Consider the following 13,168-nt stretch of genomic DNA (forward strand, 5'->3'; position numbering starts at 1 on the left):
TGATTCGTCGACCGGGATGCTATAGAACTTGGCCGTTGCAATACGCAATGCAAACCGCGCTGCATTTCATCAGGTTCCAGTGTGCGCGGGTTTCGGGAAGATAGGGAAAAATCATGCGTCGGACTAACTTCGGTCGTAAGGCCCTCATCGCGGCGTTGCCGCTTGCGGTCGCGATGAGCTTCGTGAGCGCGGGAACAGCTTCTGCCGATGCTCCGGCCGACGCTTGGCAGTCGGCTCCTGTCCTGCAGATGATTGCAGCGCCGCAAGCTCCGCTCGCGGTCCAGCAGGTGGTTCCGGTTGTCGCGCGGCCCGCCGCCGCAGTCGTCGAGCAGCCCGACACTCCAGAGGTCGTGCAGTCGGTGGCGGCCACGGGTCCGCAGGAGATCGCCACCAATCCGAATGCGGCCAACCACGATCCGCTGGGTAATGGTGCGGCAGGGGGCGCGATTGTCGGGGCGGTGATCGGGGCCGTTGTTTGCGCCGTCACCATTATCGGCATTCCCTTCGTCCCGCTCTGTGCCCTTGGTTACGCTTTCCAAGGTGCCCTGGTCGGCTTGATCGTCGGTGCGGTCGCCCCGGATGTCATTCCGCAGGTGCTGCCCTGATCTCTTGGAGATTGGCAACTCTCGTTTCCGGTAGACGGATCGAAACCGGCTACCGGAAACGAGCTATCGATGTGCGCGGCTGATCACCGCGGTGCGCTCTTCTGCCGCTGAGGCGCGGCGATAATGTGGTGGCCGGCGATCGATACTTACTGTGGCGCTCGCTCACTCACATCAATGACGTCAGCTGGCATGATGAACCGTCACCTGCGATCGTGGGCAACAACCGTTTCGATGGATGCTGTTAAGTTGCCACCCGACGAGAGCCCGTTGCGTCGGAAATAGATAAACACACATGCGTATCAAGAAGTTCCTGGTGACGGCCGCTCTTACGGTGGCAGCCACCGGAATTGCCGCCGGTACGGCTCACGCCGGACCGCACGCGGAAACCATCGGGGAACCGGTCGCACTCCAGGGCGCCGATCATGGAGCGGCCTTTACGATTTCGTGGCCTGCCGATTCGGCGGACATCACGGTTGCCCTCAACGGCGGGCGTTTCGTTGCGACCAGCACTGGATTCACGGTGACGGACGCTTCCGGTGCCCGGATCGGCGAAGTTCCCTTCAGGTTCGCCACCGACGAGGCGACTGTCGATCTCGCACCGACCGTGGACCAGACCGGTACCCGCCTGACCGTTGAGCCGATTGACCGAGTCCTTTCGCAGCGTCAACTCAATACCGAGGTGGGAGCCGGAATCGGCGGAACCATCGGGTTTGTCACCGGGGCTTTCCTCGGCCTGTTCGGATTGATCGGTTTCGGCGGGCTCGCGATCATCACGATTCCGGCGGGCATGCTTCTCGGCGCTCTAGCGGGTGCCGGAATCGGCGGGGACATCGGCGCAGCGATCCCGGCGTCGGACGAGCCGACCTGGTTCGAGTACAAACTGCCGCCCGGGATACGACCCGCAGCCCGGCTGCTAGGCGGATCTCGAAACAGTGCCGCTCGGCCTGCATCTGCTGGGCGGCACTCCGGATGCGGGCGCGCCCTTCGAACGCCTCGGCGCCGACAATCGCTCCGCCGATGTCGTCCGACCAGGCTGCAACGGCGGTCATCGGGAACTATCCCGCCTACAACACCAGCATGATCATGATGATGGTCGAGGAGCGGCCATATTTTGTCGACAGTGCGACCTTGGAGGAGGACTGTCGACGGAAGATGAACACCTACATCAGTGCATTGCGGTCGGGTTACGTTCGGCAGTTGGCTGCTGATCGCGGTATTTCCGAGACAGCCGGGATAGAGATCGTGCTGTTCAGCAGCACGGAACCGACGGCCATGGTGAAGGAAATGATCGAGCTCGTCAACAGCGAACTGGCCGACGAGCGTGTCACTGCACGGTGGGAGTCGTGGGCGCCCGACGTTGTCGATTCCGAAGTGGTCGAGCGTGCGCTGGTGACGGAGGCAATCGGGTCGGTCGGGGCTGGTTGGGAATTCGCGCTTGTGTGGGCGAACCTGCGTGGGCAGCCAGGGTTCCGCTGGGATTCAGGTGGGCGGACGACCCGGAAGATGCCCAGGAGGCATTGAACTCGTTGCGGTCGCGGCCGTCGGCAATGTCGTGGGACTGGAGCGAGAACGAGGATTTCGACGACTGCGATGAATCCGAAGTCATGGAGCGATTCCTGGGCCTTGCCGGTGACCACAGCCGTCGATACGGGGCGATCCTGTTCGAGATCGAGCAGGGTGGAGATGGCTACCTGGTTGGATTCATGGAAGATGGCTCCGCGGACGCGTTGATCGAGAGCCGTGCCTTGTGGGTGGTCGGTACAGGTTGGCAAGACCGAGTCTGAGTGCCCTCGAGAAGGCGATAGGAGAGTCGTCGGCCAGAGGGGGCGATCACGGCCGAAATGGTCCTCCTGCGAGGCAAGTCAGCGCTTCAGCTTGGCCACCTGCGCGGCCAGCAGCCTATCTGCGAAAGTGATGCTCTCGGCGGGCATCTCGGGTCGGAAGGAGCCGAGGCTACCGCTGATGTATTCGACCACCGTACGATTGCCAACCGTCACGAAACGCACGACGGCGGCCGTGGGCATACTGCCGCTGCTCTTGTTGCCCAGTTCCCGGATGTAGGGCATCTCCCGTACCGAACCGACCCCGACGATGTCCTTGAACACCGGCATCTCCCAGTCGACGGCCTGCTCCGACCCATCGCGATTGCGCACCGAGACGTTCGCGCTCGGGCATGCCCGCATGGCCGAGGCCAGCGCGTCGACGTCGACGACACGGTTCAGCACCGCGATCTGTATGTCGTAGCGGGGCTTTCCGTCAGCGGTCTCGACTCGGGCCAGTGCGGCAGTCATCGGATCGGCGCTGACGAGCGGAATGGCCGCGTTGCGCGCCGCGCACTCCGGGGTGTTGCGGCTAGAGGCGAGGCCGACGGTGCCGAGCGCGGCGGCATCGGCCGCTGGGGGCAGCACGTAGGTGATCTCCGGCGTGTCGGCGCTGCTCACCAGATAGTCAGTCATCGGTCGCGCCACGACCGTGGTGGTGGGAGCAGTGCTGTTGGTCGCGATCGCCGCCTGCTGACTGTTGGAACACCCCGCAGCGACTGCTGCCGCACCCAACAGTAATCCCGCGAAAACCATTCGACGGCACGACATAACGCTCTGACTCCCATAGATCGAAACACAGCCACTTCATGGCTACCGCGCGGCAGCCTATCTCGCGGTGAATCAGGGGCGATCGCCGGGTCCGGCTCCCCATAACGGGGGTGTCGGCGCTCAGATTCTGGAGGCTGCCGGTGTAGCCAAGGGTTTCAGGTCCTCGACGAGCTCGAGTCGGCCTGGACTCTGGCGCCCGCGGTCTGGAGGCGCGGGTACACCACCGAGGCCGCTCGACGTCGCGTCAACTACCCTGCCGCAGATGTCGCTGACTTGGAAAAGGATTCTGGCGGGTACCGGCCTCGAATGGTCGACGCCGAAGACTCTGCGTTCCACTCGCGCGACTCGCGTAGCCGAGAAGTACGGCCTGCCGACTGCTCGGCTCATCCTGGGGCACGAGGAGAACTCACCAGTGACTGGGCGGCATTACGTCCCCGACGAACGCCAGGTGGTCGACCTGGCCGATGCACGGTGAGTGTCGCTGATTCTCGCTGACCTGTTCAAAACGGTCACATAAAAGTCACAGGCCTAGGCTCGGCGTCGTCCACTGCAGGTCAGATCGGATGAACGGGCCCAAACGGCTACACCGAGCCGATCCTGCACCGCCGCCGCCGCGAGGCCAAGGCGCTGGCCGCGAAGAACTGACGGCAACACCTCGAATCCCCTGGCAGGCAGCGCTTGCCAGGGGATTCGTGTATCGGGGGTTCGGTCAGTCGCGATTGCGTAAGAGCGACCACCAGCGTCGCCAGGGTGACTTCGGCTGGGTGGCGAGGCCGGAACCGGTTGTGCGTGAATCGGTCCGGCGTTCGAACTGTTCATAGTCGGAATCGGTCATCACCATCGGCGCGCTCGGTTTCTGCCCGCCGAGCACCCGGATCAGGTCGGCGCGCATCTCGGCCGCGGTCTGGTACCGGTTGGCCGGGTTCTTGCTCATCGCCTTGAGCACGACGGAATCGAGTTCGCGCGGCACCCCGGGATGTACGTGTGAGGGCAGGTGCGGGTCATTACGGACATGCTGGGAGACCACCGCGAGCGGCGAGTCGCCGGTGAAAGGCGGTTCGCCGGTGAGGATTTCGAACAGCACGCAGCCGACGGAGTACACATCCGAGCGGGCGTCGACGGTCTCGCCGCGCGCCTGCTCCGGGGAAAGATACTGCGGGGTGCCGATTACGGCCCCGGCCTGGGTCACAGCGCTCGCGCTGTTGGCGATCGCCCGGGCGATGCCGAATCCGCCGAGCTTGACCGCCCCCGCGTAGGTGATCATGATGTTGGCTGGCTTCACGTCGCGGTGCACGATGCCGTTGCGGTGGCTGAAATCCAATGCGGCACATATATCGGCGATCAATTCCATGGCCCGGCGCGGCGGCAGCGGACCCTTGCCGCGCACCACATCGCGCAGCGTATCGCCGTCGACGTACTCCATCACGATGTACGGCAGCGGGCCGCCGTCCACCTCGGCCTCACCGGTGTCGTAGACCGCGACGATCGCCGGATGGTTCAGCGTCGCCGCGTTCTGCGCTTCGCGTTTGAAGCGCAGGTAGAAGGTTGGGTCGCGGGCGAGGTCGGCGCGCAGCACCTTGATCGCCACATCGCGGCTCAGCCGCAGATCGCGAGCCTTGTGCATCTCCGATGTACCGCCGAATCCGATGATTTCACCGAGCTCGTACCGGGCGCTGAGGCGGCTCGGAACTTGGCCGAGGGGTGCCGCGCTCGCTGGTACGGGTGGTGGTTGAGCCACCACCCCGCCAGAGCTCGCGGTCTGTCCGTAATCCGGCTCCGGCGGGCTCGGCGATGCGGCGGCGGATACGGTGGAACCCGATTCCGTGGCGGGCTGTGCCTGCGCGGCGATTTCCGGGTGCTGCTGCGCCACGGCGGTTGCCGCCGCAGTACGGAGCTCCTCGACGCGGCGGCTGAGCACACCGAACCGGCCACCCAACCGGGCCAGCACCGCCGCGGCGACGTGAGCGAGCGGGGGACCGGAAGTCGCGTCGAGCGCGGGGAGCGGTGCCTGCTCCGGATCATCGAGCACGGCCGCGAAATCCAGCCGCTGGCCGAATCGCTCGCCGACGAAATCGCTTGTCGATTCGAGGATTTCGAGCAGGTCACGACGCATCAGGTAGCTGTTGAGCTGTGCTCGCGCGTCACCGGTGAACTCGTACTGGACGAGATCGGGATCGAGCGAGGGATCGTCGGGCCCGCAGCGGCGCAGCAATCCGCCCAGAAAGACTTCGGCCAGATGCGCGGTGTCCGATGCCGGGAGCATGACGCGCTGGACCAACCGCATGACGGGCAGGTTCAGCCATGCGGCGGAGAGATAGCAGGCCAGCTGGAAGGCGGTCGGTGAGGCCGCGACGCGGAAGTGGCGGACGAGGTCGTCGGTGCTGTCGAGGTGCGGCGGCGCACCGACGGCAGCGGCCGTGTCGGTCAGCATCGCCCCCGGCTGCCATCCGGTGCCACCCGCGACGAGCGCCGCCCATCGGCTGAGCCAGCGCGGCGACAACTCCACCACCGGAATGGGGACGCCGTCGGATCGTTGCTTCGTGAATCCGCGCCGCGACCGGCGAATCCGCCACGATCGATTGGCCAGACCACCTGCGGACGTGTGCATTTCGATCGGCCCGACGGGTAGTCCGGTCGCAGGCCACAAGCGTTGCGGTAGGAGCGTGAGCACGGCGGTGGGTGCGCTGTGCCCCCATCGCCGCAGCAGCGCGTGCATGCGGCCGTCGTGCCAGCCTTCGCCGACAGTGTCGGTGAGCACGACGATCGCCTGTCGGCCCGATCCGTCGATCGGGACATGTGGCGTGTGGGTGAGCAGCCGCGCTGAGGGCGCCGAGCTGTCGATCTCGAGCCGGACCATTCTGCGGAAGGCGCCCGAACTGGCTGCGGTGTCATGGAATTCCGCGAGCGTCCGCCGCCACACGACCATCGACGGTGACGTGTCGCAGAGGATGATCAGGTCCAGCCAGCGCTCCCGTGCCGGTCGCAGCACCGGCAGCCAGATACCTTCCTCCGCTATCCGATCGACCGTGGCGACTTCGTCGATGATCGACGAATACTGGCCCGCCACAGTGCGTTTCACCGGTCGAAGCGATCGGGCCAGCAACAGCTGGTTGCGCAGTGCCGGCACTGCCGGAGTCCTGGCCGCGACCGCGCGGTGTGTATCGGACAGTGCCCCTTCGAAACCCGTCGCGTGCCGCTCGGCCTCGGCTTCGCCTGGTTGCTCGCCCGGCGGGGCGACCCAGGTTTCGTCGTCGTCGGCACGCGGTGGCAGCGGCACGATCTCGGCCCGTACCGCATCGACCGGTTCCGCCGCGACCGTTCCGGGTGGCATTGCCGCCGCGGCGAAGTGCGGCACCAGCCACAGCGCGTCGCGCAGCTCGGCGACCGACGGGTCGAGACCGGCACCCGCCAGTACCGCACCGAGCCGATCGATCACTCCGTGCCCGCCTCACTGAGCGGTCTGAGCACCGCCGCGACGACCTCGGTGAAGGAGTCGTGCTGGCCGGACATGGCGAGATACACGACGTTGAGCAGCTGATCGGTGGCGATTTCGGACAGCGTCCGCTTCGCGAGGAAATCCCGGATGTACGGCTGCGCGGTGGCGACCGCCTCCGGTCCGAGATGCGCGGCCACCATGGCGGCCAGCTGGGCGCGGTCGGGTTGCCGCAGATCCAGGCGCAGACAGCGGCGCAGGAACGCCGCCGGGAATTCCCGCTCACCGTTGCTCGTGAGTACGACGAACGGGAACGCGCGGCACAGTACGCGCCCACGCTGGATCATGGCTTGGCCGTCGGCATCGGCCGTGCGCACCGAGATCTCCGCCTGTTCCGCGGGAAGGCGGGTCAGCTCGTCGATCTCGTAGGTGCCGTCCTCGAAGACATTGAGCAGGTCGTTGGGGAGATCGATATCGCTCTTATCGATCTCATCGATGAGCAGCACCCGCGGCCGGTCGTACGGCAGCAGCGCGGTACCCAGCGGTCCGAGCCGGATATGGCGGCCGATATCGTCCTCGTCGGCGGGTATCGCGGCACCGCTCTGCTCGGCCGCGCGGGCGCGCGCCTGGCGCAGGTTCTCCTCGCGTAACCGGCCGATCGGGTCGTATCGGTACAGCCCGTCGCGCAGTGTGGATCGACTGGTGATCGGCCAGGTCAGCACCGGTCCGAGCCCGAGTTCGGTCGCGACAGTCGTTGCCAGCGTCGACTTTCCGCTGCCGGGCCGCCCGGTGACCAGCAGTGGTCGGCGCAGGAAGAGTGCGGCGTTGATCAGCCGCAGTTCGTGGCCGGTCGGCCGCGGATGGGTGTCGCCGATGCCGATCCGGCGCGCGACGCTCGCCGCGGTCTCCGGATCGGTTGCGGGCGGTGGTGGCTGCACGGGCGCACCGGCGAAGGTCCGCCAATTGGGTGGCGGCGGCAGCTGCTCGATGCCGTCGTGCGGCACCGCGGTGCCGTGGAATATCGGCCACGCGCTCATGGTGGCATGTCCTATCTGCCCGGCGGCGCCAAGCGTAGGTGGGCGGGTATGCGATGCGGGTCGTCCCAGAGCAGCACCAGATCGCGCCCGATATGGTCGCCGCTCGATGTCGTTCTGGCCGCGGCGCGCTGACCGCGCACGGTATCGCGCAGATCGCGCAGCGGCCTGCCGCGCAGCACGCTGTCCAGCGCTGATCGGCGAGGTGGTCGTCCTGGAATGGTGCGCTGCCACAACATGATCGGGATACCGGCCGCGAGCGCGTCGAGCACGATCGGATCCGCGCCGGACCGGTTTCTCCGGTAGGCGAGAACTGTGCAGACTCGTCCGCTCAACACCGCGATATCGAAGGAGCTCTGCTCGTCGACGACGGTGATGGCCTCGGCGTCGTAGCTGTCACCGCGCGCTTCCAGATCGGCCCAGCCGCTGCGCCACCGCGAATGCCAGTCGGTCGCGCCGATGCGCTCGATCGGCCGGACCACCACCGGGAATACGACGCCGAGTGGCTCGGTGCCGCCGCCGACGGTGACCTCGAGATCCTCCACGCGTTCGTCGAACATCGTGATGGGCATGAGGAATTCGACGACCGGTGCGACGTCGTCGACCCGTTGTGGGTCGAAGTCACGCAGGTAGCCGCTGAGCTGATCGGCGAGTTGCTGTGCGCGCCAAGGTGTCTCGCTCACTGCCAACTGTCTGCCCTCGGTGCCGGCATACTCCCAGATGGTGACCTGGTAGCCGTCGTCGAGATAATCGGGCAGCAGGCGGACGAGATATACCCTGCGGCGCAAATGCGCACGCAGCGAACGGAGCTCGTCGACGTCGATCCGGTATCGCGGTGCGGTCGTGTGCAACCACTCCCAGAGCCGTTCCTGGGTGCCGGTGTCCGCGCTTTCGGCGAAGGTGACCAGAAACGAGAACAGTGGCGTCGGTTCGACCGGCCCGCGCAGCGCCTCCAGCACGGAGAACAGGTCGTCGACGTTGCGCGGCGTCGGTAGGTCGACGGTATTTCTGGTGGCCCGTCGGAAGGTCTCACCGATCTCGATATGGATCGCGGCCTGATGCAGGATCGCTTTGAGGGCTTGGTACTCGTCGAAGTCCAGATGACGCTGCGCCGATTCGCGCGCGGCCGCGCGCCGGAACGCGGCACGATCGACGACGACCTCCTCGGTCCCGTTCGCGCTGTGCGCCAGATAACTCGGCGACTGTTCGGTGTGACCGGTACCGCGGAGATACTCGAAGCGCTCGCGCAGCGCGGTGAGCAGCGCGCCGTGATCCAACCGGGAGATCCCCTCGGCCACCATCGGATCCAGTAGTTCCCGCAGCACCCGGGAGAACAGTCCGGTGCGCAGCCGATCGTCGTTCGCGGCGCGCTGGCCTGGGCTCGCCGCGAAGAACGCGCGCTGGTCGTAATCGTGGAGTTCGCGGCCGCTCGCGAAGGTTTCGTCGGGGATGGCCGAGGTGTCCCAGTGGGTTTCGTGCGCGAAGCTCAGGCAAGAATCCACGAAGACGAGCTGCCGGAGGTGTCCCGAATAGCGTTCCGTGCGCATGGATTTCAGTAGCGAAGTGAGGTTCAGGTTGGCCTCGTCGTCGGCGGTGGCGTCGGCATAGAGGATGCGGCGGACGTCCTTGTCGATGTATCCGTGTCCACCGATGTACAGGATCAGCAGGTCGCTCGAGCTGCGGTAGAGATAGGAGGTGAGCGCCCGCCGGATGGTCTGATGGTCGGCGGCGCCGACGGTGATGCCGTGCGGCAGCGCGTCGACCGCGGCCGCGTTCGACGGCAGTGCCGAGACCAGCAGTGAGATACTCCCGGCGTCGACCCCACGCTCGATCAGCCAGGAGGCGAACCGGCAGGCGTCGAGGGCCGGTCCGTTCAGCGGCCAGCCGGGGCCGATCCGGTAGTCCTCGATACCGATGATCACCGCCAGTGTGCGCGCGGGAAATATGTTCACGGCAAGACTTCGTCCAGGACGTCGAAGAAGTTCTGGCGGCGGAAGTAGGCGCTGTGGGAGCGGGGGAAGGGGGTGTTGTTGTCTACGGTGCGGTCTACGGTGTGGTTGGGGAAGACCGGTTCGGCGGCGTAGCCGAGGAGGTCGCGGCGGTCGTAGATGTTCACCCAGGGGGGCATGTGGGCGGGCAGTGGTGCGCCGAATTCGAGGGTGGGCAGGGCGTTGAGCTCGTAGAGCAGCGGGGCCTGGGAGCCGACGGTGATCAGCAGCGAGACCTGGGGGAGCGCGCGGGTGATCAGCATGTCCACCACGGCGATACCGCCGAGGCTGTGGGCGAGCACGATGATGTCCTCGCCGGGGTAGGTCTGCGCGAGTTCGGTGACCGTGTGGAAAAGGTAGGCGCGCAACGGGTTACCGCGGGTGAGATAGAGGACGACGTCGCCGGCCAGCGGGGCGAAGGCGTTGCTGATCGCGGCGCGGCGGCGCTCGGCGGGTTTGGTGATGCCGGTCGCCAGCGCGACATCGACGACCAGTTTGCCCATGCCGCGGTCCGAGCCGCCGAGGCCGGCCACGATGCAGGCGGCGAGTTCGTCGCGATGTGCGCCGTCGAGCGCGAGTACGCCGTCGAGCCTGCGATCCATCCGCACCGTCGCGGCGGCGACGATCGCGCGGGCGAGCACCTTGATGAGTTCGGCACCCAGCGCCGCCGCGTGTATCACCGACCGCGCGTATTCGGGGCTCGCGATGACCCCGTCGATCGCGGGGCCGAGCACGGGCGCGACGCCGGCCGCGCGGGCCGCGTCGACCACCGCCGCGTCGTCGGTGAGGTTCCTGGCCGCGTTGGCCAATTGGCGCCCCGGCAGCGGTGCGTTCGGCGGCATCGGGGTCTCCGGTACCCGGCCCGGCGACGCATGCCTGAGCTCGTACAGCGGATCCGATTCGAGCAGCGCCCACAGCGCAAGCGCCGGATCGTCGTCGGACCAGGTGTCACCGGCGCGCGAGGAGTAGCCGAGCGGAATGGAGGCGCCGTCCAGGTTCAGCCGCGCGCCGCACACGTCACCCCAATAACAGGGTGTGACGCGGAAGCCGGGTCTGATGTGCGTCAGGTTCTCGCTCACCGCCGCGAACGTGTCCTCGAACGAGGCCCGGCGGACGCCCGTTCCGTGCACGAAAACCACCGTTGTCATTGCGTCCATCCCCCAGGAGATCGGATCCGCCGCCATCGCAGATGCCAATGATGACGCAGCGATCGGCGGCTCGCGGGTGAACTCGACGATCGGATCCGCGAATTCTGGGCGGCCGAGCGCGCGCCGTTGCGTCGATGCCGATCCGTTACCCTGGTCGCTGCATCAAGGATCGACGGATTTGTGAGGAAGACTTATGGGAAGTGTTGTTCTCGACGTTGTCGCATTGCTCGCCAATCGCGCGGCGATGTTTTGGAATTGGATGGCCACCGGTTCGTCCGGATTTCCACCCCTGTGATTCCGTTCAGTCGTACCAGCACCGATCCCTCGGCCAGGTGGCCGGGGGATCGGTGTTTTTCGGCCGGATGGCGCTGAGCGCCAACAGGTTTCGTTCGATGGCGCGCGCGGTCGGCGTCCGCGACGTATCTTGATCGCATGGGCGGCGACGGTGCGGTGCGTGCGCGTATCCCGCGGTGGTTCGTCCTGTGGATGCGGTTGATCGCGCTGGTCGTGCTCGTGGTCGGGCTGGTGCTGCTCTGGCAGGTGGGGGCCGAGGGGAGTTTTCCCACCGTGGTGCTGCTCTGGGTGGGCCTGGCGGTGGTCGTTCTCGTCGCGGTGCTGTTCGGATTGTTCGGCATTCTGCGGTATCGCGCCTATGTGAGCGCGCTGGTGGTGCCGCTGCTGGTCGGGATACTGGCGGCGCTGGTCTGGTTCGATATCCCGCGGACGGTCGGCTGGCAGCTCTCGCGCGGGATCCTGGAGGACCAGGCGGTGGCCTGCGACAATCCGGGACGGCACACCCGCCTCGGGGTGTACACCATCACCTTCATCGATCGGCGTGATGGTGGCTGCCTGTTCTACACCCAAGCGGGAGAGGATGATTCGGTAGGATTCGGCTACTTCCCCGATGCTCCGCCACCGCGCCTAGGTCCGGCGCCGTCGCAGGGCATCGGCTATGAGCCGTTCCATGGTCGGTGGTACCGGTTCACCGACAAATCCTGAATCCGAGGGGAACTGATAAAAGGTGGGTGACGGGGTGGCCGGGGTTTATCCGGGGCTGCGCTTGCGGCCGTTGGGGTTGGGCGACGAGCAGGAGTTCCTCGCCGCGCACGAGGTGATGAAGGCCGACGACTTCGAATTCGGTTTCGAGGTGACACCGGGTATGCCGTGGCCGGAGTATGTTGCCACGCTGGAGGATTGGCGGTGCGGGCGGCATCTGCCGCCGTTCCGGGTCGCCGCGACGTACCTGGTCGCCGAGGCGCAAGGTCATATCGTCGGCCGGACCTCGATCCGGCATCGGCTCACCGAGAGCCTGCGGCGCGAGGGCGGGCACATCGGCTACTGCGTGCTGCCGCGCTATCGGCGCCGCGGCTACGCGCGCGAAATCCTGCGCCAGAGCCTGGTGGTGGCGCGGGCCATCGGCATCGATCGGGTGCTGGTTACCTGTGACGACGACAATGCGGTGTCGGCCAAGGTGATCGAGTCCTGTGGCGGGCTGTTGTCGTCGGTGGAACCGGTCGGGCCGGGACGTGCGCCGAAGCGGCGGTACTGGATCGACTGAGCGCTACGCGAGGTGTTCGGGCTGGATCCACAGCGCCTCGGCGAGGGCGCAGAGCTCACCGCTCGCGGTGGCCAGCCCGACACCGACGGTGAACTTGCGGCCTTCGCGGTGGATCGGCCAGGCATAGGAGATGTATTGGGCACCGGCCAGGACGGGGCGGAGCTGGGTCGCGGTGAGCGCGGCGGTGACCGAGCCGGGTCGCATGCCCTGCCAGGTGATCGCGGCCCATCCGCCGGGGCAGTCCAGTGCCGCCCACACCACTTCCGGCGGCAACTGTCCGTCGGCCCCGGCGAGCGCGGGGTGGGGTGACCATGCCGCCACGGTCAGCTCGCGGTCGGCCGCCGCACACGGGTGCAGGAGCAGGCCGCGGCCGGGAGCGCAGGCGGTTCCGCAGCCGTAGCAGTCGGTGACCCGCCTGCTCCCCGAGGGGAGCTGCGCCGCCGCGGCGTCGTGGGCGTCGGCCCAGGACGGTACCGGCGGCGGATCAATGCGCAGCACCGCGGGCGAGGCCTCGGCGAGCAGTGTGCCGTCGGCACCGGTCAGCGTGTGCGCGCCCGACCTCGGCGAGGCGAGGACGATCGGTTCGCCGACCGGCACCTTCGCCCGGAAGTCCACCCGCACCCGCGGCGCACCCGACCGTTTCGCGAGCAGTCCGGCGACATATCCGCCGAACGCCACATCGGGAAATCCGTGCACGTAGTCGGGAATGCTGATCTCGCTCACCTGGATCATCTGTCGCCCACCCTCCCGCGCCTGCCATCCGCCGATCGTGATCGACGATACCGCCGAGGTCCGGCACGCCGGTGCACGG

General features: G+C 66.9%; 12 protein-coding genes and 2 pseudogenes. 7 read left to right on the top strand and 7 right to left on the bottom strand.

Features of this window, described 5'->3' with window-relative positions; all coding sequences use genetic code 11:
• Positions 1-113: 113 nt before the first annotated feature.
• The 4 genes from ACIG5A_RS28590 to ACIG5A_RS28605 all read left to right on the top strand — a co-directional run bounded on the left by ACIG5A_RS28590 (position 114) and on the right by ACIG5A_RS28605 (position 2,389).
• Positions 114-605, top strand: coding sequence for a hypothetical protein (locus ACIG5A_RS28590; protein WP_397245438.1), 492 nt, complete (start codon positions 114-116; stop codon positions 603-605).
• A 292-nt stretch (positions 606-897) separates the two neighbouring features.
• Positions 898-1,686 carry a hypothetical protein gene (locus ACIG5A_RS28595; RefSeq protein ID WP_397245440.1) on the top strand — a complete coding sequence of 263 codons (789 nt, stop codon included), beginning with the start codon at positions 898-900 and terminating at the stop codon, positions 1,684-1,686.
• Entirely contained in the window at positions 1,683-2,126 is a 444-nt protein-coding gene (locus ACIG5A_RS28600; protein WP_397245442.1) for a hypothetical protein, read from the top strand. Before ACIG5A_RS28595 ends, ACIG5A_RS28600 begins: the two co-directional genes overlap by 4 nt.
• Complete coding sequence (locus tag ACIG5A_RS28605) at positions 2,123-2,389, top strand: hypothetical protein (protein ID WP_397245445.1); 267 nt, start codon at positions 2,123-2,125, stop codon at positions 2,387-2,389. Before ACIG5A_RS28600 ends, ACIG5A_RS28605 begins: the two co-directional genes overlap by 4 nt.
• A gap of 78 nt (positions 2,390-2,467) precedes the next feature.
• Here ACIG5A_RS28605 and ACIG5A_RS28610 read toward each other — a convergent pair whose 3' ends face one another.
• The gene (locus ACIG5A_RS28610; protein ID WP_397245447.1) at positions 2,468-3,181 is read right to left on the bottom strand and encodes a hypothetical protein; all 714 of its coding nucleotides are present in this window, start codon (positions 3,179-3,181) and stop codon (positions 2,468-2,470) included.
• 277 nt (positions 3,182-3,458) lie between these two features.
• Between ACIG5A_RS28610 and ACIG5A_RS28615 the strand changes: the two genes are divergently transcribed.
• Complete coding sequence (locus ACIG5A_RS28615) at positions 3,459-3,671, top strand: hypothetical protein (protein ID WP_397245449.1); 213 nt, start codon at positions 3,459-3,461, stop codon at positions 3,669-3,671.
• A gap of 350 nt (positions 3,672-4,021) precedes the next feature.
• Here ACIG5A_RS28615 and ACIG5A_RS28620 read toward each other — a convergent pair.
• From ACIG5A_RS28620 to ACIG5A_RS28640, 5 genes and pseudogenes are all read right to left on the bottom strand, one after another.
• A pseudogene (locus ACIG5A_RS28620) lies at positions 4,022-4,934 on the bottom strand (protein kinase); the annotation flags it as partial.
• 324 nt (positions 4,935-5,258) lie between these two features.
• Positions 5,259-6,632, bottom strand: a pseudogene (locus ACIG5A_RS28625) (SAV_2336 N-terminal domain-related protein); the annotation flags it as partial.
• Positions 6,629-7,666, bottom strand: a complete 1,038-nt coding sequence (locus tag ACIG5A_RS28630; protein WP_397245451.1) for an AAA family ATPase — start codon at positions 7,664-7,666, stop codon at positions 6,629-6,631. The pseudogene ACIG5A_RS28625 and the gene ACIG5A_RS28630, both read right to left, overlap by 4 nt.
• An 11-nt stretch (positions 7,667-7,677) precedes the next feature.
• Positions 7,678-9,615, bottom strand: coding sequence for a caspase family protein (locus ACIG5A_RS28635; protein ID WP_397245453.1), 1,938 nt, complete (start codon positions 9,613-9,615; stop codon positions 7,678-7,680).
• Entirely contained in the window at positions 9,612-10,799 is a 1,188-nt protein-coding gene (locus ACIG5A_RS28640; RefSeq protein ID WP_397245455.1) for a hypothetical protein, read from the bottom strand. Before ACIG5A_RS28640 ends, ACIG5A_RS28635 begins: the two co-directional genes overlap by 4 nt.
• Positions 10,800-11,231: 432 nt before the next feature.
• Between ACIG5A_RS28640 and ACIG5A_RS28645 the strand changes: the two genes are divergently transcribed.
• On the top strand, positions 11,232-11,798 hold the full coding sequence (locus ACIG5A_RS28645) for a hypothetical protein (RefSeq protein WP_397245457.1): 567 nt from the start codon (positions 11,232-11,234) through the stop codon (positions 11,796-11,798).
• Positions 11,799-11,820: 22 nt separating this feature from the next.
• Positions 11,821-12,357 carry a GNAT family N-acetyltransferase gene (locus ACIG5A_RS28650; protein WP_397245459.1) on the top strand — a complete coding sequence of 179 codons (537 nt, stop codon included), beginning with the start codon at positions 11,821-11,823 and terminating at the stop codon, positions 12,355-12,357.
• 3 nt (positions 12,358-12,360) lie between these two features.
• Here ACIG5A_RS28650 and ACIG5A_RS28655 read toward each other — a convergent pair whose 3' ends face one another.
• Positions 12,361-13,089: a PaaI family thioesterase gene (locus ACIG5A_RS28655; protein ID WP_397245461.1), complete on the bottom strand. Its 729-nt coding sequence runs from the start codon at positions 13,087-13,089 to the stop codon at positions 12,361-12,363.
• Between the last annotated feature and the right edge of the window lie 79 nt (positions 13,090-13,168).

This window comes from Nocardia sp. NPDC052566, from assembly GCF_044547285.1.
Taxonomy (GTDB): domain Bacteria; phylum Actinomycetota; class Actinomycetes; order Mycobacteriales; family Mycobacteriaceae; genus Nocardia.

Coding starts and splice junctions, on each gene's coding strand:
- ACIG5A_RS28590 (WP_397245438.1), top strand. CDS start 114: ATGCGTCGGACTAACTTCGGTCGTAAGGCCCTCATCGCGGCGTTGCCG.
- ACIG5A_RS28595 (WP_397245440.1), top strand. CDS start 898: ATGCGTATCAAGAAGTTCCTGGTGACGGCCGCTCTTACGGTGGCAGCC.
- ACIG5A_RS28600 (WP_397245442.1), top strand. CDS start 1,683: ATGATCATGATGATGGTCGAGGAGCGGCCATATTTTGTCGACAGTGCG.
- ACIG5A_RS28610 (WP_397245447.1), bottom strand. CDS start 3,181: ATGGTTTTCGCGGGATTACTGTTGGGTGCGGCAGCAGTCGCTGCGGGG.
- ACIG5A_RS28615 (WP_397245449.1), top strand. CDS start 3,459: ATGTCGCTGACTTGGAAAAGGATTCTGGCGGGTACCGGCCTCGAATGG.
- ACIG5A_RS28630 (WP_397245451.1), bottom strand. CDS start 7,666: ATGAGCGCGTGGCCGATATTCCACGGCACCGCGGTGCCGCACGACGGC.
- ACIG5A_RS28640 (WP_397245455.1), bottom strand. CDS start 10,799: ATGACAACGGTGGTTTTCGTGCACGGAACGGGCGTCCGCCGGGCCTCG.
- ACIG5A_RS28645 (WP_397245457.1), top strand. CDS start 11,232: ATGGGCGGCGACGGTGCGGTGCGTGCGCGTATCCCGCGGTGGTTCGTC.
- ACIG5A_RS28655 (WP_397245461.1), bottom strand. CDS start 13,089: ATGATCCAGGTGAGCGAGATCAGCATTCCCGACTACGTGCACGGATTT.